We start from the raw sequence: 21,470 nt of genomic DNA, 5'->3' as shown, positions 1-21,470 counted from the left end.
GCCTCCTACCAGGCCACCGGCAGTGTTTCCACGCCGTAGATGCCGGACGGGGACTTGTAGCGCAGTTCCTGTGCCGGTACGGCCAGCCGCAGGCCGGGCAGGCGGCGCAGCAGTACCGGGACGGCGACGCGCAGCGTGAGCCGGGACAGGGGCGCGCCGAGGCAGTGGTGGATGCCGTGCCCGAAAGCCAAGTGGTTGGAGCTCTCCCGGGTGATGTCGAAGGCGTCCTCGGCGTGCGGGCACTTGGCCCGGTTGGCGGCGAGCAGCGAGCAGAGGACCACGTCACCGGCCTTGACGACCTGTCCGGCGAGGGGGACGTCGACCAGGGCGGTGCGCGGCGAAGCCGTCGAGACGACCGAGGTGTAGCGGAGCATTTCGTCCACCGCCCGGTCGACGATGTCGTCGCGCTCGCGCAACAGGGCAAGCTGCTCGGGGTGCCGGAGCAGGGCGAGGATGCCGAGCGCGAGGGTCCCGGTGACGTTCAGGATCGCGGGGGCCAGCAGGGTGGCGACAGTTCCGGCCAGCTCCTCGTCGCTCATCTCCATGCCCTGCTCGTGCAGAAGCACGCTGATCAGATCGTCGCCGCCGTGCCTGCGCTTGCTCGCCCCGAACTTGGTCAGATACGCCATGTACGCCTTGCCGGCCGCCATCCGCTGTTCGCGCGGCCGGTTCTCGCTGCGGCTGAGGTCGAGATTGCGGGCCAGTTCGGCGTGGTCGTCGCGCGGAATGCCGAGCAGCAGACAGCCGACCAGGGTGGGGACGGGCTGGGCGTAGTGCCGGACCAGGTCGGCTGGTTGCCCCGCTCGTTCCAGGGCGTCCAGATGGTCGGACACGATCTTCTCGACCATGGGTTCCAGCCGGCGCATCCGGCGCCCGGTGAATTCCGGGGCCTGCATCTTGCGCAGCCGGGTGTGCTCGGGCGGGTCGTACTGCAGCAGGTTGCCCTCCTGGACCAGGCGCCGGGAGTCCGCTTCGGTGTCTGCGGGGGGCAGGGTGGAGAAGCGTTCCGCGTCGCCGAGTACGGCGCGTACCTCGTCGGGACCCGTGGCGAGCCAGGTGCGCTCGGCGGTGCCGACGCCGTCGATCCGGGTGAGCGGGGTCTGCCGGATCATCAGCCCGAGTTCGGGCACGGGATCGATGCCGTCCCGTCGCTCGTGTGCGGGAACGTCCGCCGGCTTCGCCATGCTCGGGTTCCTCTCCCCCTGTTCGCTCCGGTCAGGCATCGGCCGACGCCTCCAGTGCGGCGGTGATGACCCGCCCGATGTGTGCCGCCGGCTCGGGCTGGAACATGTCGTAGTGCCCGACGGCGAGTTCGTGCGCGTCGATGTCCCCGCCGATGCAGGGCCGCCAGCTGTCGATCGCGACCGGCACCGGCAGTTCCGTCGGGCGATCCTCGGTAGCAATGAACAGCAGGAGGTCGCCCGGGTAGCTGGGCGGAGTGTGGTCGGGGACGAAGGCCGACGCGTTGCGGATGACTTTCGCCATGTTCTTCCGGAGGCGGTCGTCGACGCCCATGCGGACGGCCTCCATGTCGGCCGGCATGGCACGTTCGCGTTCGTCGGGGCCGTCGCCGGGCGGGCGTTCCTCGGTGGTGACGAACCGGCCGACGCCCCCCGGGTAGGCGTCGAGCACACCGAGCAGCGCGACTTCCTCGTCCTGGTCGCTGAGGCGCGCGGCGATCGCCTGGGCGAGCAGGCCGCCGAAGGAGGACCCGATGAGGTGGTAGGGGCCGGTGGGCTGGACGGTGCGGATCTGCAGCAGATAGTCGGTGACCATCTCGTCGATGCTGCGCGGCATGGGTTCGGGTCCGGCCAGGCCGCGGGCCTGGATCCCGTAGACGGGCAGGTCCGGGGGGAGGTGCCGGAGCAGGGAGCGGTAGCCCCAGGCGAGGCCCATGGCGGGGTGGACGCAGAACAGCGGGGGCCGGCTGCCTTCCGCGCGCAGCGGCAGCAGTACGCCGAGGTCGCCGCTGCCACGGCCGACGCGGCGGGCGGTGCCGGTGCTCCGGCGGTGGTCCTCGTCCCGTACGACGAGCAGGCCGGCGGAGGTGCGTTTGGCGCGTTCGTCGGTGCGCAGCATCCGGTCCCCGTCGGGTCCGTAGGGGCAGGCGACGAAGCGCTCGGCGGTGGCGTCGGGGGCGCCCGCGTATCCCCGGGCCAGGGCCGCTCCGGCGACGTACAGGTCGCCGACGGCGCCTTGGGGTACCGGGCGCAGGAAGTCGTCCAGCACGTAGGCGCGGGTGTTCCACACCGGCTGCGCGGAGGGCGGCTGTCCGGGTGCGAAGCGCAGGTCGAGCCAGACGCCGGCGGTCTCCGCAGTGGCGTGGCCACTGACCGGGGTGGCGTTCGCGGGGAGCTCGAACCGGGTCGGCGGCGCGCCGTCGCCGCCCGCCGGGGCGGCGTCCGGCGGGAGGTCGAAGCGGGTCACGGGCCCGCCCTCACCACCGTTGAGCAGCATCACCTGCGGCCGGGCCGCGTCGGCGGGCGGCTGCCCGTGCGGGGCGGGTGCGCCGAATCGTACGCCGGCGCCCGCGCACAGCGCCGCGAGGAGCTGGGTCACCAGTGCGGCAGCGGGGGCCTGGGGGTCGACATCGGCCGGGCGGTCCGCGGGAGGGTGCGCATGCGGTACGCCGTGTGGTTGAGGAGCGTGCGGTGTTCGATCACGGAGCCGACGGGGCCGTCGGTGCCGAGGACGAGTGCGGCCTGCCGGGGGCGCGGCGGGGTGAGCGGCGGGGGCTTCGGCGCCGTCTCGTCCACGGGGGCGGCGGCGTCGAGGGTGAGCAGCGGGACCGCGTCGTCCTCGGGGAGGAGGGCGGGGGTGGCCGTCGTGCCGACCAGGGCGGCGGGACGGGTGCCGCGCAGGGCGGACTCCGTGTCCCGCAGCGGGTGCTCCGGGTCGGTGAGGAGGCAGGCGGCGCCGGACCTGAGGACGCCGAGCAGGGCGACGACCAGACCGGTGCCGGGCGGCAGCGCCACGGCGACGGTGTCCTCGGGGCCGACGCCCTGCCCGGCCAGGCGATGGGCCAGCCGGGCGGAAACGGCGGCGAGCGCACTGTAGGTGAGCGTGGCGCCCTGGTCGGTGACGGCGACGGCGTCGGGGCTCTGGGCCGTCCGTTCGGCGAGCAGGCCGAGGACGGTACGGCCGGGCAGCTGGGCCTCGGTGTCGTTGCCGGTCTCAAGTGCCTGACGCAGTTCGTCCTCGCCGAGCAGCACGTCGAACCGGCCGAGCGGCGTCTCGGGGTCGGCCGCCGCCTGTTCCAGGACCCTGACGAGCCGCTGGGTGAGCGCGGTGACGGTCGAGGCGTCGAACAGTTCGGTCGCGTAGCGCAGGAGTCCGTCGATGCCGTCGGGTTCGCCGTCGGGCCGGTGCCGCTCCGTCAGGTGGAAGGAGAGGTCGAGTTCCATGGTCGTCACGCCGGTGTCCAGGCGGGTGGTGTGCAGGCCTGGCAGCTCCGACGCGTCCCGTTCCTCGGTGCGGTCGTCGAGCACGTCGAGCCCGACCTGGAAGAGGGGGTGCCGGGCCGCGGAGGCGGGGGGTGCGAGCACGTCCACCAGGCGTTCGAAGGGCACGTCCTGGTATCCGCCGGCGTCCTGGACGGTTTCTCGCACCCGGTCCACGAGTTCTTCGAAGGTGGGGTCGCCGGAGGTGTCGGTGCGCAGGACGAGCGGTCCGGCGAAGGGGCCGACGACGCCTTCCAGGTCGCCCTCGGTGTCCCGGCGGGGCAGCAGGGTGCCGATCGGGAGGTCGGTGCCGGCGCCGAGTCGGGTCAGCAGCAGCGCGAGCGCGGCGTGCACCACCATGGCGGCGGACGTGCCGTCGGTTCCGGCCGCGGCCATCAGCCGCCGGTGGGTGTCGGGGTCGAGCCGCACCGGTACCGAGTCCGCCTGGTGGGAGGCCAGGACCGGTCGGGGCCGGTCGGCGGGCAGGGCGAGTTCGACGGGGGCCTCGGCCAGGGTGTCCTTCCAGTAGGCCAGTTGGTCGCCGGCCAGGCTGTCGGCGTCCTGTTCGCCGCTGAGGAGTTCCCGCTCCCACAGCGCGTAGTCGGCGAACTGCAGGGGCAGCGGGGCCCGTTCGGGGGCCCGGCCCTCGCGCCGCGCGCCGTACGCGGCCGCCAGGTCCCGTACGAGGATGTCGAGGGAGGCGTCGTCGGCGGCGATCCGGTGCACGGCCAGCAGGAGGACGTGGTCGGTGTCGCCGAGCGCGAACAGGTGCTGCTTCCAGGGCACTTCGCGGGCCAGATCGAACCCGCTCGTGGCGTGCACGGCGAAGAGGCCGGGCAGCTCGTCCTCGGTCGTGGGGGTGACGGCCGGCTCGGGGCGGGCGGCGGTGTCGTCGGCGGCGAGGATGTGCTGGCGCAGGTCGCCGCCGGAGCCGGCGAAGGTGGTCCGCAGGATGTCGTGGCGCCGGGCGACGTCTCCGAGCGCGGCCCGCAGCGCGTCCCGGTCCAGGTCGCCGCCCAGGCGCAGCGCGACACAGGCCTGGTGGGCGGCGCTGTCGCCGGTCAGCCGGGTCATCGCCCAGGCGCGCTGTTGTGCGGCGGTGGCGGGGACCTCGCCGGGGTGGTCGACCGGCTGCAGCACGGGGCGTGCCTTCGCCGTGAGCATGCGGGCCACGCCCTTGGGGGTGGACTCGCCGAACAGCCGCCGCATGCTCAGTTCGACGCCGAACTCCTCGCGGACCCGGGCCGCCAGCCGCATGGCCAGGCCGGAGTCGCCGCCGAGGTCGAAGAAGTTGTCGTCGGCGCCGACCCGTTCGAGGCCGAGGATCTCGGCGAACAGGACGGACAGCTTCTCCTCGGTCTCGCCCTGCGGGGCCAGGTCGGAGACGCGGTCGGAGAAGTCGGGCGCAGGCAGCGCGGCCCGGTCCACCTTGCCGTTGCGGGTGAGCGGCAGGGCGTCCAGGAGGGTGACCGCGGTGGGCACCATGTAGTCGGGCAGGCTGCGCGCCGCGTGGTCGCGTACGTCCGACAGGTCCGCCTCCGGGTGGTCCGGGACGACGTAGGCGGTCAGGCGCCGGTCGCCGGGCCGGTCCTCGCGTGCGACGACGGCGGCCTGGCGGACCGCGGGGTGCGCGGTGAGGACGGCTTCGACCTCGCCGGGTTCGATCCGGAAGCCGCGGATCTTGACCTGGGTGTCGGCACGTCCGCCGAACCGGAGCACTCCGTCGGGCGTCCAGCGGGCGAGGTCGCCCGACCGGTACATGCGGGCGCCGTCGGCGAAGGGGCAGGCGACGAACCGCTCGGCGGTGAGGCCGGGCCGGCCGGTGTAGCCGCGGGCGACGCCGGCGCCCGCCACGTACACCTCGCCGGTGACGCCGACGGGGACGGGCTTGAGGAAGGCGTCCAGGACGTAGACGCGGGTGTTGCCGACGGGCCGTCCGACGGGCGGCGGCGGGTCGTCGGGCGAGAGCGTGTCGCCGAGAGGGGCGGCCGTGGCGATGACGGTGGTCTCGGTGGGGCCGTAGGTGTTGGACACCCGGGCCCTGCCGGTCCAGCGGGCGGCCAGGCCGGCGGTGAGGAGTTCGGCGCCGAGGACCCAGGTGCGCACCTCGGGCACGTCGTCCGGGTCGAGTTCGGTGAGCAGGGAGGGCACGACGCTGGCGGTGCTCACCCCGGCCGAACGCATCATGCGGGTGAGGGCGGGGAGGTCGGTGCGCTCGTCCTCGGTGGCGACGGCGAGGGTGCCTCCGGCCGCCAGGGTGACCGCGACGTCCAGGACGGCCGCGTCGAAGCTGAAGGAGGCGAACTGCAGGGCGGTGACGCCCTCGGCGACGTCGAGGACCGGCCGCATGGTCTCGGCGAGGTTCGCCACGCCGCGGTGCGCCACGGCCACGCCCTTGGGACGGCCGGTCGACCCCGAGGTGTAGATGACGTAGGCGAGTTGGTCCGGCGCCGGGTCGGCCGGCGGCGGTCCGGCGCGCCGGACCGCGAGAGTCTGCTCGGCCTTGTCCAGCAGGACGGCCTGGGCCGTGCCGAGCGGCACACCGTCCAAGGACTCCGCCGTGCCCAGGACGACGGCCGCCTCGCTGTCGTCGATCATGTAGCCGAGCCGGTCGGCCGGGTGGCGGGGGTCCAGCGGCACGAACGCGCCCTGGGCCTTCCACACCGCGAGGAGGGCGACGACCATGTCCACGCCGCGCGGCAGACACAGCCCCACCCGGGTCTCCCGGCCCACGCCGAGCCCGGTGAGGTAGCCGGCCAGCCGGTCGGCGCGCTCGTCGAGGGTCGCGTACGACAGCTGCTCGGAGCCGCAGCGCACGGCGACGGTGTCCGGGGTGCCGGCGGCCCAGCCCTGGACGGCGTCCACCAGGGTGCCGGGCGGGACGGGACGGGCGGTGTCGTTGAACGCGTCGACGAGCCGGGTCCGCTCGCGCGGTGCCAGGACGTCGATGTCGGCCACCCGGGCCCGCGGGTCGGCTGCCATCTGCTCCAGCACCCGTACGACCCGGTCGAAGACCGCCTGGGCGGTGTCGGCGTCGAACAGGTCGGGCCGGTGGTCGAGTTTGCAGTGCAGGCGGGTACCGGGCGTCACGACCAGGGTGAGCGGGTAGTGCGAGGCGTCCTGTGCCATGCCCGAGGGGCGCATGGCGAGCGTGCCGGGTGCGTCGGCGCCCTCCGGCGGGGGCGGGAAGCTCTCGTACAGGACCAGGGTGTCGAAGACCGCCGCGGGGCCCGCGATCTTCTGGATCTCCAGCAGACCCACGTGCTGGTGGCCGATCAGCCGGGCGTGGTGCTCCTGCAGCCGGGTCAGCATGTCGGCTACGGTGTCCGCCCCGTCGAGCCGGACGCGCACCGGCAGGGTGTTGATGAGGAGCCCCACCATCGACTCCGCGCCAGGCAGGTCCGCGGGCCGTCCGGCCGCCGTGCTGCCGAACACCACGTCGGCGCGTCCGGCCAGGCGCGCCAGCACCAGCGCCCATGCGCCCTGGACCACCGTGTTCATGGTGACGCCGAGGCTCCGCGCCAGCCCGGCCAGGGAGCGCGTGAGGTCTTCGGGCAGTTCGGCGACGACCCGCTCGGGCAGCACCGGAAGGCGGGTGGGGTCCGCCTTTGCCACCAGGGTGGGTTCGTCGGCACCGGCCAGCTCCGTGCGCCACGCCTCCCGGGCGGCCTCCTTGTCCTGCCGGTTCAGCCACGCCACGTACGCGCCGTAGGACGCGGCCCGCTTCAGCCCGGAGGCGTCGCCGCCGGCCTCGTACACCGCCGACAGCTCACCGAGGAGCACCGGCATGGACCAGCCGTCCAGCAGGATGTGGTGGAACGTCATCACCAGGCGGTGCCGCCTCTCGCCGAGCCGCACCAGCAGCAGCCGCATCAGGGGCGGCACGGCCGGGTCGAAGCGTTCGGCCGTCTCGCCCGCGGCCAGCTCGCGCAGTTCCTCCTCCGCCGCTGCCTCGGACAGCCCGCTGACGTCCGCCTCCCGCCAGGGCAGGGGCACCTCCCGCAGCACGACCTGCACCAGCTGAGCTCCGCTCACCGGGCGGAAGCAGGCCCGCAGCGCCGTGTGCCGGGCCACGAGCGCCTCCCAGGAGGCACGCAGCCGGGCCGGATCGAGGGGACCGTCGATGTCCAGCGCGGACTGCACGGTGTAGACGTCGGGGCCCTCGTCGGCGAGAGCGGCGTGGAACAGCAGCCCCTCCTGCAACGGCGACAGCGGCCACACGTCCTCGACAAGGGATCGCGTCATCGCTCCTTCTCCTCAACCACGGTTGGTGCGGCAACAGTGCTGCCCAGCGGGGACGGTGTCCCTGTCCGGCCTAGCGGGAACGGTGTCCCCGGCCGAACGCCGCTTCGAGCTCCTCGATCTGGTGCTGTGCGAGGTCGAGCAAGGGGAAGTCGGACGGGGTGTGCCCGCCCGCGTCCGGGGACGTGGTGTGGTCGGCCAGGCCGCCCAGCATCGCCAGCCAGGTCTCGCCCAGCCGCTCGGCGTCGGCCTCCCCCAGCAGCCGTCCGGCCCAGCTCAGCGTGATCTCCAGTTCGGGCCCGTCCACGGCGTCCCGGACGACCGCGGCCGCCGCCACGGAGTGGGTCACCGGCAGATCCGGGTCCACCGAGCCGCTGACCCCTCCGGTCGGCTGCCAGGGCCCGGCGGGGCCTGTGCTGTGGCCGGTGGTGAACCGGCCCAGGTAGTTGAAGCCGACCTGCGGCGCAGGAGCGGATTCCAGGGCCGGTGCCGTTTCGGGGTTGAGGTGGCGCAGCAGGTCGTAACCGAGGCCGTCCCCGGGTATCGCCCGTATCTGCTCCTTGACCGCCTTCACCAAGCTACCCGCGGCCGGCCCACCCGCCATAGCGTCGTCCAACTGACCAGCGGGCACCTCCAGCCGCACCGGATGCGAGCTGGTGAACCAGCCCACCGTGCGCGACAGATCCACCCCCTCCACCGGCTCACGACCATGCCCCTCGACCTCCACCAGGAGACTGCCGTCCGCATTCCCCCGCCAGTGCACGACCGCGGCCGCGAGACCGGCGAGCAGCACCTCGTGCACTCCGCAGTGGAACGCCGCCGGGATCCGCTCCACCACAACCGCCGCCTGCTCCGCCGGAACCGTCCAGGAGCGGTGCAGGAGGGTGGGTGCGGTGTCCACGTCCGGGTCGAGGGCACGACCGCCCAGGGGCGGTTCCGGTTCGCCCAACAGGGCTTGCCAGGCTTCGAGTTCGGCCACTCGGTCCTCGGAGACCGCCTGCTCGGAGAGCAGGTGCGACCAGCGGCGGAAGGAGGTACCCACCGGGTCCAGCACCGGCTCCCGTCCCTCGGCGACCGCCTCGCAGGCCGCCCGGAGGTCCGGCAGGAGCACCCGCCACGACACGCCGTCCACCACGAGGTGGTGCGCCACCAGCACCAGCCGGCCGGCCTCGTCCGGCCCCGCATCCACCCACACCGCCTGCACGTTCACCCCTGCGGACGGGTCGAGGCGTGTCACGGCCTCTCGGGCCACCTGTTCCACGTCCGCCGGTCCCGCCTCGACCCGGGAGACCAGCGCGGCGGCGTCCACCGAGCCCGGCACACCCACCACGAGCTTCGGCGCACCGGGAACCGCCCGCGCCCGCAGCATGTCGTGCGTGTCCAGTACGACAGCCAGGCCCGCCGTCAGCACCTCCAGGCCGAGGCCGGCCGGCGCACCCAGGACCACCCATTGGGCGAACCCGGTGCCGACGACCCGCTTCCCCAGCGCGTGCATCACGGGCGTCCAGGCCACCTCGCCGACGCCCACGTCGGCCACCTCGGCGCCCGTCGTGGTGGGCCGGGCCACCTCGGCCAGCCGTTCCGGTGTCTTCTCCTCGAACACCTGACGTGGGGTCAGGGCCAGCCCTGCCCGGCGTGCCTTGGACGCGAGCTGCATCGACATGATGGAGTCGCCGCCGAGTTCGAAGAACCCGTCCTCGACGCCCACCCGGTCCAGGCCCAGCACCTCGGCGAACAGCTCGCACAGCACCCGCTCGGTCTCCGTACGCGGCTCACGACCCGACACACGGGCGGCGAAGTCGGGGGCGGGCAGCGCCGCCCGGTCCACCTTGCCGTTGGGGGTCAGCGGCAGCCGGTCCAGGAGGACGAACGCCGTGGGCACCATGTATTCCGGCAGCCGCGCCGACAGATGGGCCCGCAGCTCCTCCGGACCGGCGCCGGCGACGACGTACGCGACCAGGTGGCTCTCACCGGGCCGGTCCCCCTGCGCGACGACGACCGTCTGCGCCACCTCGGGGTGGGCGGCCAGAACCGATGCGACCTCGCCGGGTTCGATGCGGTGGCCGCGGATCTTGACCTGGTCGTCGGCGCGGCCGACGAAGACCAGCTCGCCGTCGGCGGTCCACCGCACCACGTCTCCGGTGCGGTACATGCGCTGTCCGTGGGCGTACGGGCAGGCCACGAACCGTTCGGCCGACAGCCCCGCCCGCCCCAGGTAGCCCGGGCGAGCCCGGCACCGGCCACGTACAGTTCACCGGCCACCCGACCGGCACGGGCAGCAGGAACCCGTCGAGGACGTACCCCCGGACACCGGCCATCGGCGGCCGATGGGCACCTGGTCGCGGCCTGGCGCGAGAGGGTGCTCATCGCCGCGCAGACCGTCGTCTCCGTCGGCCCGTACGCGTTGACCATCCGCCGCCCCGCCGACCACCGGTCCACCAGCCCCACCGGGCAGGCCTCGCCCGCCACGACCAGGGTCTGCAGTACGCCCGGCAGCGTCTCCTCCGCGCCGAGCACGCTCGGCGGCACGGTGATGTGGGTGGCCCGCGCCTGACGCACAGCCTCCCCGAGCGTTGTCCGCGGCGGCAGCTCCTCCGGGCGCGCCACCGCCAAAGAGCCGCCCGACAGCAGGGCCATGCACAGCTCCGACACGGCGGCGTCGAAGCTGAGGGACGCGAACTGCAGCACCCGCGAGTCGTCCCGTACGGCGAACCGCTCGATCTGCGCCCGTGCCAGGTTCCCCAGCCCCGCGTGGCTGACCACGACGCCCTTGGGGTGTCCCGTCGAACCGGAGGTGTAGATGACGTAGGCGGCGTTGCCCGCCCGCAGCGGCACCGGCCGCTCTGCGTCCCCGACCGGCCCGCCGGAACACGCGGCCACCGCTTCGGCCACCGCCGGGTCGTCCAGCACCGTGGGCCGGGGGGCCGCCGTTCCCTCGGGGACGGACCCCAGCGTCCGCGTGGTGCACAGCACCAGGTCCGGGTCGGAGTCCCGCAGCACGTGGGCGATCCGCTCCGCCGGATAGTCCGCGTCGACGGGCACGAACACCCCGCCCGCCGTCGATACCGCGAGCAGAGCGACCGCGGTGGACACCGACCGTTCCGTCATGACCGCGACCCGACGCTCCGGCCCGACCCCACGGGCGATCAGGTACCGGGCGAGCCGTCCGGCGTGCTCCGCCAACTCCGCGTAGGTCAGGGTCCGTTCACCGGACACGACAGCCGCCGCGTCCGGTGTGCGGCGCGCCTGCCGTGCGAACAGTCCGGGCAGCGGCACGGCCTCGGCCGCCGCTCCGGCCCGGTTCCACTCACGCAGCACCAGATCGCGGCCGGCCGTGTCCACGGCCTCCACCCGGCCGACCGGCAGCGAGGGGTCGGCCGCCATCTGTTCCAGCACCCGCACAAGGGCGGCGATCATGGTGTCGGCCCGGTCGCGGTCGAATACGTCCGGCCGGTGGACGAAGTCGCCGCGTATGCGGTCGCCGGGCGACACGACGAAGGTCAGGGGGTAGTGGCCCATGTCGTCGGGGGCGCCGATCGGACGGATCGAGAGCGTGTCCGGGTCGGGGGCTTCGGCGGGCGCGTGGGGGTAGTTCTCGTACACGACCAGTGTGTCGAAGGCGGCACCGGATCCCGCGAGTCGCTGGATCTCCGCAAGCCCCAGGTGCTGGTGACCCAGCAGGCCGACCTGGCGTGCCTGGACGTCGGCGAGCAGGTCCGCGACCGGTCGTCCGGGGTCGAGCGGCACCCGCACCGGCACGGTGTTGATGAACAGGCCGATCGCCGACTCCACACCCGGCACGTCGGTGGGCCGGCCCGCCACCGTGGTACCGAACACGACGTCCGTACGGCCGGTCAGCCGCGCCAGCAGCAGCGCCCACGCGCCCTGCACCACCGTGTTCACCGTCAGCCCGTGCCCACGGGCCAGTTCCGTGACCGCGCTGGAGAGTTCCTCCGTGAACTCGAACCGCACCCGGTCCGGCACCACGGCCTCGGCGCCAAAGTCCGCGGGCACCACGAGCGTGGCCTCGTCCAGGCCGGTGAGTTCCGCCCGCCACGCGGCACGCGCGGCCTCCTTGTCCTGCCGGTTCAGCCACGCCAGGTAGTCCCCGTAGGAGACGGCCGGCGTCAGGACCTCGTCGGCGTCCCCACCGTCCGTCGCGCGAGCCGTGTACGCCGCCGACAGGTCGTCGATCAGGATCGGCAGCGACCAGCCGTCCATGACGATGTGGTGGCTGGTGAGGACCAGGCGGTGGTGGTTCTCGGCGAGCCGGACCAGCAACAGCCGCAGCAGCGGCGCCCGCGTGACGTCGATCCGTTGCGCCTGTTCCTCGGCGGCCAGCCGTCGCAGTTCGGCGAGGGCGTCGTCCTCCGTACGGTCGGACAGGTCGGCCTCGCGCCACGGCAGTACCGGGTCCTTGACGACGACCTGCACGGCCTGGCCCGACGCCAGCCGGTGGAAGCCGGCCCGCAGCACGGGGTGCCTGCGCAGCACCGCGTCCCAGGCCGCGCGCAGGCACCGCACGTCCAGCGGCCCGTCCAGGGCGAGCATCCGCTGCCCCTGGTAGAGGTCGGGGCCGCCGTCGTCGAAGGAGGCGTGGAACAGCATGCCCTCCTGCAGCGGGGACAGCGGCCACACCTGCTCCGGTGCCGGCACGGCGGCCTCTGTCTCGTCCACGCCGTCCTGGGTCAGCGCGAGCAGCGGGAAGTCGGAGGGGGTGTGTCCGCCCGCGCCGGGGGACGTGGTGTGGTCGGCCAGGCCGCCGAGCACGGCCAGCCAGTCCCGGCCCAGCCGCTCGGCGTCTGCCTCGTCCAGCAGCCGGTCCGGCCAGCTGAGGATGATCGTCAGTTCGGGCCCGTCGGCGGTGTCCCGGACGACCGCTCCCGCCTCCAGCGTGTGACCGGCGGGCAGGTCCGGGTCGACCGAGCCGCCGAGGGCCGACGCACCGGCCGGCTGCCACGCGGCGACCTGGCCGCCGCCGGGCCCCTGGCCCCCGAACCGGCCCAGGTAGTTGAAGCCGACCTGGGCGGTGGGCGCGGCCTGCAGGACGGGGGCCGTGTCGGGGTTGAGATGGCACAGCAGGTCGTAGCCGAGCCCGTCTTCGGGCACCGCCCGTACCTGCTCCTTGACCGCCTTCAGGAGTCTGCCGGCGGCCGGGCCGCCCATCGACGCCTGCGGCAGGTCGGTTCCGGTCACGTCCAGCCGGACGGGGTGGGAGCTGGTGAACCAGCCGACCGTGCGGGACAGGTCCACGCCGTCGCCCAGCGGTTCGCGCCCGTGCCCCTCGACGTCCACCAAGAGGTGCGAGGCGCCCTCGGCATCCCGGCGCCAGTGCGACACGGCGCCCGCGAGACCGGCGAGCAGCACCTCGTCCACCCCGCAGTGGAACGCGTCCGGGGTGCGGCCCACGAGGATCGCCGCGTGCTCCGGGGGGAGGGTCCATGTCCGGCGGCGCAGGGTGCGGGCGGTGTCCACGGCGGGGTCGAGGGGGCGCTTGCCGAGGGGGGCTTCCGGTTCGCCCAGCAGGGTTGTCCAGGTGTCGAGTTCGGCGACGCGTTCCTCGGCGCTCGCCTGCTCGGACAGCAGATGCGACCAGCGCCGGAAGGACGTGCCGACCGGGTCCGGGACCGGCTCGCGCCCGTCGGCGACCGCCTCGCAGGCCGCCTGGAGGTCCGGGATCAGCACCCGCCAGGAGACCCCGTCGACAACCAGGTGGTGCACCACCACGACCAGGCGGCCCACCTCGTCCGGGCCCGCGTCCACCCACACCACCTGCACGTTCACACCCGCCACCGGGTCCAGTCGGCCCGCCGCCTCGCGGGCCAGCCGGTCCACGTCCGCCGCCTCGGCCGTGACGCGGGAGACCAGTGCGGCGGCGTCCACGGATCCCCGCTCACCGACCACGAGCTTCCGCTCGTCGGGCAGCGCACGCACCCGCAGCATGTCGTGGGTGTCCAGTACGGCCCTCAGACCGGCCGTCAGCACGTCCGGGCCGAGCCCGGCCGGCGCCCCCACCGTCATCCACTGCGCGAAGCCCGGGCGTACCGCGTCCTCACCCATCGCCAGCATCGCGGGAGTCCAGGCAACCTCACCGGTTCCGACATCCTGCGGTCCGGTGCGTCGTCCCGCCGGTTCCGCCACGGCCGCGAGCCGTTCCGGCGTCTTCTGCTCGAAGACCTGACGTGGGGTCAGTGCGAGTCCGGCCCGGCGGGCGCGCGAAGCGAGCTGCATCGAGCTGATGGAGTCGCCGCCGAGGCGGAAGAAACTGTCGTCCACGCCGACCCGTTCCAGGCCCAGCACTTCGGCGAACAGCTCGCACAACACCCGCTCGGACTGTGTACGCGGTTCACGGCCGGAGGTGCGCGAGGCGAAGTCGGGGTCGGGCAGTGCGGACCGGTCCACCTTGCCGTTGGGGGTCAGCGGCAGTTCGTCCAGCACCAGGACGGCTGCCGGCACCATGAACTCGGGCAGACGGCCCGACAGATACGCCCGCAGCTCCTCCGGGTGCATCTCGCGCTGCCCGTCCGCGACGACGTACCCGACCAGCCGCCTGTCGCCGTTCTCCGCGTCCCGCGCCGTCACCACGGCCTGCGCGACGGCCTCGTGTCCGGCCAGCGCGGCCTCGATCTCACCCAGCTCGACCCGGAACCCGCGCACCTTCACCTGTGCGTCCGCCCGTCCCGCGAACTGCAGCTCACCGCCCGCCCTCCACCGGGCCAGATCCCCTGTGCGGTACATGCGTTCCCCGGCGCCGTACGGGCAGGCGACGAACCGCTCCCCCGTCTGACCGGGCCGTCCGACATAACCGCGGGCCACACCCGGACCGGCCACATACAACTCGCCCGTGACGCCCGGTGGGACCGGACGCAGGAAGTCGTCCAGAACGAACGTCCGTACGTTCGCCAGCGGACGCCCGATCGGCGGCGCCTCGTCCTCGGCCCCGATCCGCGCGTCCACCGGACCCGCGGTCGCCATGACCGTCGCTTCGGTCGGCCCGTAGGTGTTCCACAGCCGCGACCGGCCCGCCCAACGGCTCGCCAGGCCCGCCGTGAGCAGCTCGGCTCCCAGCACCCAGGTCGCCACACCGGGCACCGCGTCCGGATCCAGCACGCCCAGCAGGGACGGCACGACGCTCGCCGTCCCGACCTCGGCCGAACGGATCATCCCTGACAGGGATTCCGGTGCGTTGCGGTCGTCCTTGGTGGCGATGGCCAGCGTGCCGCCGGAGGCCAGGGTCACGGCCACGTCCAGCACCGCGGCGTCGAAGCTGAACGAGGCGAACTGCAGCGCCGTCACGCCCTCGTCCACACCCAGGACCGGCCGCATGGCCTCCACCAGGTTCGCGACACCGCCGTGAGCAACCGCCACGCCCTTGGGCCGCCCCGTCGAACCGGACGTGTAGATCACATATGCCAGCTGATCGGGGGCCACCTGCACACCCAGCGGCTCGACCGAGTGGGCGGACACCTCAGGATCGTCAGGGGACACCCACGGCACCCCTCCGAACGGCACACCACTGCCCACCACCACACGGACGTCGCTGTCCGCGACCATGAAAGCCAGCCGATCCGCCGGATACTCCGGATCCAGCGGTACGAAGGCCCCACCGGCCTTCCACACCGCCAACTCCGCGACGATCATGTCCACCGACCGCGGCAGACACAGCCCCACCCGCACCTCACGCCCTACGCCAAGGGTGACCAGGTAACGCGCCAACCGATCGGCACGCTGCTCCAGCTCCCCGTACGTCAGCACGGTCTCTCCGCAGCGCACCGCCACCGCGGCCGGTGACCGCCGCGCCCAGCGGGCGAACGACTCCGGCACCAGCGCATCCGGCGCGGCCGTCCCGGTGTCGTTCCAGGCGCCGGTCACCCGCGACCGCTCACCGTCGTCCAGGACGTCGACGAGGCCCACGGGGACCTCGGGGTCGACCGCCAGTTGTTCCAGGACGCGCACGAGTCGGCGGCCCACCCGGACGGCATCCTGCCGGTCGAACACGTCCGGCCGGTAGGTCACCCGCACCTGGAGCCGTACGTCGGGGACGACGCTCACCGCCAGCGGGTAGTGGGTACCGGCCTGGGTGTTCATCTGGGCCATCGCGAAGCCGATGTGCTCACCCTCGGGGCCGGACAGGGCGGTGGTGTTCTTCGGGTAGTTCTCGAACATCAGCATCGTGTCGAAGCCGGCGCCGGCTCCCGCGACGGCCTGGACATCCGTCAGGCCCACGTGCTGGTGGGGCATCAGTTCGGACTGGTTTTGCTGCAGCGCGGCGAGCATCTCCGTCATCGGCTGCCGGGGATCGAGCCGCACCCGCACGGGCAGCGTGTTGATGAACAGGCCGACCATGGACTCGATGCCGGATATCTCCGCGGGACGGCCGGCGACGGTGGCGCCGAACACGACGTCCGTACGCCGGGCCAGTCGCGCCAGCACCAGCGCCCATGCGCCCTGCACCAGGGTGTTCAGGGTCAGGCCCCGGCTCCGCGCGAGGTCGGTCAGTGCCCGCGTGGTGGTTCCGGAGAGTTCCATCGCGCGCTCCTCGGCCGCGACCTGCGCCCGGTCCATGAGGTCGGCACTCGACACGAGGGTCGGCTCGTCGAGGCCGGCGAGTTCCGTACGCCAGGCAGCGCGCGCGGCTTCCCTGTCCTGGCGGTTCAGCCACGCCAGGTACTCCCCGTACGACGCGGCGCGCCCCAGGGCAAAGGCGTCTGCGCCCGCCTGGTACACGGCGGACACCTCGTTGAACATGATCGGCGTCGACCAGCCGTCGGCGACCATGTGGTGACTGGTGAGGACCAGACGGTGCCGCTCGTCGGCCAGCCGGACCAACAGCATCCGCAGCAGCGGGGGCGTGGTGATGTCGATGCGCGCGGCCCGCTCCTCGGCGGCCAGCCGCTCCAGCTCGGTGCGGGCACTGTCCTCGGTACGGTCGGACAGGTCGGCCTCACGCCACGGCAGCACCGCGTCCCGCACGACGACCTGCACGGCCTCGCCCGAGGCGAGCCGGTGGAAGCCCGCCCGCAGCGCTTCGTGACGGGCGACCAACGCCTCCCACGAGGCGCGCAACCTGCCCGCGTCCAGGGGGCCGTCGAGGGCGAGGACCCGTTGACTCTGGTAGACGTCGGGGCCGTCCTCGTCGAAGGTGGCGTGGAACAGCATGCCTTCCTGCAACGGGGACAGCGGCCAGATGTCCGTCAGCCCGGGCACGGCGGCCCGGAGCTGGTCCACGCTCTCCTGCGTCAGGGCGGGCACCATGGGGAAGTCGGAGGGTGTGTGGCCGCCGGCGTCGGGGATGTCGGTGTGCTCGGCCAGTCCGCCCAGCATCGCCAGCCATGTGTCACCCAGCCGTTCCGCCTCGGTGTCCGTCAGCACGCCGGCCGGCCAGCTCAGCCTGACCTCCAGCTCGGGCCCTTGCGGTGTGTCCCTGACCGTGGCGTTCGCCTCCAGGGAGTGCGGCAGCCGCATGTCCGGGGCGACCGTTCCGCCCAGCGCCGTATCGCCCGCCGACTGCCACGGGCCTACGGAGGCCGTGGTGGGGGCCGGGGCTCCGAAGCGCCCCAGGTAGTTGAAGCCGATCTGCGGTGCGGGAGCGGCTTGCAGGTCCGGCGCCGTTTCGGGGTTGAGATGACGCAGCAGGTCGTGACCGAGGCCGTCCCCGGGTACCGCCCATATCTGCTCCTTGACCGCCTTCAGCAGGGCGCCCGCAGCGTGCCCGCCCGCCCGCACGTCGTCCAGGTCGACGCCGGCGGCATCCAGGCGCACGGGGCGGGAGCTGGTGAACCAGCCGACGGTACGGGAGAGGTCTGCGTCGGCGACGGTGTCCCGACCGTGCCCCTCCACGTCGACGAGGAGTGCGGTGGCTGTTCCTTGTCGGCCGTGTGTGACGGCGCCGGCCAGCGCTGCCAACAGGATGTCTTCCATGCCGCAGTGGAACGCCGTCGTGGTACGGCCGAGCAGGGTGGACGTGTGGCGGGGCGGTACGACCCAGGTCTGCTGGCGCAGTGTGGCGGCGGTGTCGACGGTGGGGTCGAGAGCGCGGCCGCCGATGAGGGGTTCTGGTTCGCCGAGCAGTGCTTTCCAGGCGTCGAGTTCGGCGACTCGCGCGGCGGACGTGGCCTGCTCGGCGAGGAGTTGGGACCAGCGGCGGAAGGAGGTGGTCGGCGGGTCCAGGGCCGGTTGGCGGCTGTCGGCCATCGCTTCGCAGGCGGCCTGGAGGTCCGGCAGGAGTACCCGCCATGACACGCCGTCGACCACGAGGTGGTGGGCCACGAGCAGCAGGCGGCCTGTCTCAGCCGGGCCCGCGTCGACCCAGACGGCCTGGATGTTGACGCCGGACACGGGGTCCAGTCGGTGCGCCACCTGCCGGGCCAGCTTCTCCAGGTCCGCCGAGCCCGCCTCGACGCGGGTGACCAGCGCGGCGGCGTCCACCGAGCCCGGTTCGCCCACGACGAGCTTGGGCTCGCCGGGCACTGCCCGGGCGCGCAGCATGTCGTGCGTGTCCAGTACGGCAGCCAGGCCCGCCGTCAGTGCTTCCAGGCCGAGGCCGGCCGGAGCGCCCACGATCATCCACTGGGCGAACCCCGGACGGATCGCGTCCTCACCCAACGCCCGCATCGCCGGAGTCCAGGCCACCTCGCCGACGCCCACGTCGGCGGTCGCCGCCGCCTTTCCGGCGGGCCGCGCCACGGCGGCGAGCCTTTCCGGGGTCTTCTCCTCGAACACCTGGCGTGGTGTGAGCGCCAGTCCGGCGCGACGGGCCCGGGACGCGAGCTGCATCGACATGATGGAGTCGCCGCCGAGTTCGAAGAACCCGTCCTCGACGCCCACCCGGTCCAGGCCCAGCACCTCGGCGAACAACTTGCACAGCACCCGCTCGGACTGTGTACGCGGTGCACGCCCGGAAACACGCGAGGCGAAGTCGGGCGCGGGCAACCCCGCGCGGTCCACCTTCCCGTTCACCGTCAGCGGCAGCTCCTCCAGTACGATCACCGCGGCCGGCACCATGAACTCCGGCAACCGGTCCGACAGATACGCCCGCAACTCCTCCGAGTCGACTTCACCCTGCGTCTCCGGGACGACGTATCCGACCAGCCGCCTGTCGCCCTCCCCTTCCGCATCCCGCGCCGTCACCACCGCCTGCGCGACGGCCTCGTGCCCGGCCAAGACCGTCTCGACCTCACCCAGCTCGACCCGAAACCCGCGCACCTTCACCTGCGCATCCGCCCGCCCCGTGAACAGCAACTCACCCTCAGCCGTCCACCGGGCCAGGTCGCCCGTCCGGTACATCCGCCCACCCGCACCCCACGGGCAGGCCACAAACCGCTCCCCCGTCAGCCCCGCCCGCCCCAGATACCCGCGCGCCAAGCCACTGCCGGCCACATACAGCTCACCCATCACTCCCGGCGGAACCGGCCTCAGGAAGGGATCCAGCACATACACCCGCCGGTTCCCCAACGGACGCCCGATCGGCAGCACCTCACCACCCGCCGCACCCGGTGTCAGCACATGCCACGTCGCGCACAGAGTCACCTCGGTCGGCCCGTACAAGTGCCGCACGACCAGCTCCGGGCACGCTTCCCGCACCCGTGCCACCGCCCCGGCCGGCACCACATCGCCACCGGTCAGCACCTCGCGCAGACCGGCGAAGCACTCCGGCGACTCTTCCGCCAACACCCGGAACAAGCCCGCCGTGACATGGACCGCCGTGACTCCACCGGCGGCGGCCTCCCGGATCCGCGGCGCGTCCGCCGTGCCCGGCCCGGCCACGACCACACGCCCACCCGCTACCAGGGGGGCCCACACCTCGTACAGGCAGACGTCGAAGGCATGGGGTGCATGCATCAGCACCGCGTCGTCCGTCCCCAGCGACCAGCCCGCGTCCCCGACCAGCCCGGCCACAGCGCCGTGCGGAACCGCCACGCCCTTGGGCACGCCTGTCGATCCGGACGTGTACATCACGTACGCCGCATCGTCCGCGCTCAGCGCAGCCGTCGGCACCTCCGCGGCACGCTCCGCGAGCTCGGCCACCACCTCTGCGTCGTCCAGTTCCACCACACGTGCCGTCCCGTCGGGAACGCTCCGGCGGGTCCGCCCGGTGCACAACACCGCGGTTGGCGCGGAGTCCGCCAGCAGGAAGGCCACCCGCTCGGCCGGGTAGTCGGTGTCCACGGGTACGTAGGCAGCGCCTGTCCGCCACACGCCCAGCAGCGCGACCAGCAGCTCCGCCGACCGCTCCATCACCACCGCGACCCGGTCGCCCCGCCGCACGCCGATCGCGGTCAGATATGCGGCGAGCCTTCCCGAGGCCTCGTCCAACTCCGCATAGGTAAGGACGCGTTCACCGTCCTCGACCGACACCGCGTCGGGCGAGCGTCGCGCCCGGTGAGCAATCAGTTCCGGCACCGACGCGCCCGGCACCGGTACCTCCGTGGCGTTCCACTCCTCCAGCACCAGCGCCCGCTCTGCGGCGTCCAGTACGTCCACCGCGCCCACCGGCATCGACGGTGTCGCCACGAGTTGCTCCAGCACCCGCACCAGCCACCCGACCACGTGGGCGGCCTGCTCCTCGTCGAACAGGTCGGGCCGGTAGTCGAGTTTGACGGCCATGCGTGCGCCTTCGGGCGCGACGACGAGCGTGAACGGGTAGTGCGCGGCCTCGTCGCCCTCGAGGAACCGGACGGCGAACACGTCGGGGGCGGGCGGCTCCTCGGGCGGGCGCGGATAGTTCTCGTACACGACGATCGTGTCGAAGACCGCCCCGGGTCCGGCGAGCCGCTGGATCTCCGACAACCCGAGGTGCTGGTGCGCCATGAGGACGGACTGCCGTTCCTGGAGGTCGGCGAGCAGCTCGTTCACGCGCCGTGTGCCGTCCAGCCGTACCCGTACCGGCAGAGTGTTGATGAAGAGCCCGATCATGGACTCCGCTCCGGGCAGGTCGGTGGGTCGGCCCGCCGCGGTGGCGCCGAACACGACGTCCGTACGACCGGACAGCCGCGCCAGCAGCAGTGCCCAGGCGCCCTGCACCACGGTGTTCACCGTCAGCCCCTGGCTGCGGGCCAACTGGGATATTCCGGCGGTGAGTTCTGGGGAGAGGCGGGTGATCAGGCTTTCCGGGGACACCGGTGTGCGGTCCGGCTCGGCCGGTGCGACGAGGGTCGGTTCGTCGGCTCCGGCGAGCTCCGACCGCCAGGCGGCGCGCGCAGCCTCCTTGTCCTGGCGGTTCAGCCAGGCCAGGTAGTCACGGTAGGGGGTGGTCCGCGGCAGGGCGCTCGGGGCGCCGTGCGCCCCGTACACCGCGATGAACTCGTTGAACAGCACCGCGAGGGACCAGCCGTCCATGACCAGGTGGTGGCTGGTGACGACGAGCCGGTGCCGTTCGTCGGCCAGCCGGACGAGCAGCAGTCGGACGAGCGGCGGGACCGCCGGGTCGAACCGCTCCGCCCGCTCCCGCGCAGCCAATCGTTTCACCTCGACCGATGCCTCGGGCTCCGCCAGACCGGAGAGATCCTCCTCCCGCCACGGCAGCGCCACTCGCCGGGCGATGACCTGCACCGCCTCACCCGACTTGCGGCCGCGGAAACCGGCGCGCAGCGCGCTGTGCCGGGCCAGTAGCGCCTCCCACGTCCGTCGCAGCCGGCCCGTGTCCAGCGGCCCGACCAGTTCGAGCATCCGCTGTCCCTGGTAGACGTCCGGTCCGCGGTCGTCGAAGGAGGCGTGGAACAGCAGTCCCTCCTGCAACGGCGACAGCGGCCAGATGTCCTCGACGAGGGATCGGGTCATCGTTCGGTC

4 protein-coding genes and 1 pseudogene are annotated in these 21,470 nt (G+C 73.3%); all 5 read right to left on the bottom strand.

Annotation, left to right across the window (positions count from 1 at the left end; genetic code table 11):
• Nucleotides 1–5: 5 nt before the first annotated feature.
• Complete coding sequence (locus tag StrepF001_RS11565) at nt 6–1,184, bottom strand: cytochrome P450 (protein WP_129798175.1); 1,179 nt, start codon at nt 1,182–1,184, stop codon at nt 6–8.
• A 31-nt stretch (nt 1,185–1,215) separates the two neighbouring features.
• Nucleotides 1,216–2,559 (bottom strand): alpha/beta fold hydrolase, encoded by a 1,344-nt coding sequence (locus tag StrepF001_RS47540; protein WP_240797397.1) that lies wholly within the window; start codon nt 2,557–2,559, stop codon nt 1,216–1,218.
• The gene (locus StrepF001_RS11560; protein ID WP_240797396.1) at nt 2,556–7,685 is read right to left on the bottom strand and encodes a non-ribosomal peptide synthetase; all 5,130 of its coding nucleotides are present in this window, start codon (nt 7,683–7,685) and stop codon (nt 2,556–2,558) included. Before StrepF001_RS11560 ends, StrepF001_RS47540 begins: the two co-directional genes overlap by 4 nt.
• Before the next feature lie 70 nt (nt 7,686–7,755).
• Complete coding sequence (locus StrepF001_RS47535; RefSeq protein ID WP_129798174.1) at nt 7,756–9,834, bottom strand: condensation domain-containing protein; 2,079 nt, start codon at nt 9,832–9,834, stop codon at nt 7,756–7,758.
• A 128-nt stretch (nt 9,835–9,962) separates the two neighbouring features.
• Nucleotides 9,963–21,461: pseudogene (locus tag StrepF001_RS11550) on the bottom strand (amino acid adenylation domain-containing protein); the annotation flags it as partial.
• Between the last annotated feature and the right edge of the window lie 9 nt (nt 21,462–21,470).

Source organism: Streptomyces sp. F001, from assembly GCF_004187715.1.
Taxonomy (GTDB): domain Bacteria; phylum Actinomycetota; class Actinomycetes; order Streptomycetales; family Streptomycetaceae; genus Streptomyces; species Streptomyces flavusporus.
Note: the sequence above shows the minus strand (reverse complement) of the source record. Positions and strands in the feature narration are given on the sequence as shown.

Excerpts from the sequence above, each read along its gene's own strand:
- StrepF001_RS11560 (WP_240797396.1), bottom strand. The coding sequence starts at position 7,685 with ATGACGCGATCCCTTGTCGAGGACGTGTGGCCGCTGTCGCCGTTGCAG.
- StrepF001_RS11565 (WP_129798175.1), bottom strand. The coding sequence starts at position 1,184 with ATGGCGAAGCCGGCGGACGTTCCCGCACACGAGCGACGGGACGGCATC.
- StrepF001_RS47535 (WP_129798174.1), bottom strand. The coding sequence starts at position 9,834 with ATGTACCGCACCGGAGACGTGGTGCGGTGGACCGCCGACGGCGAGCTG.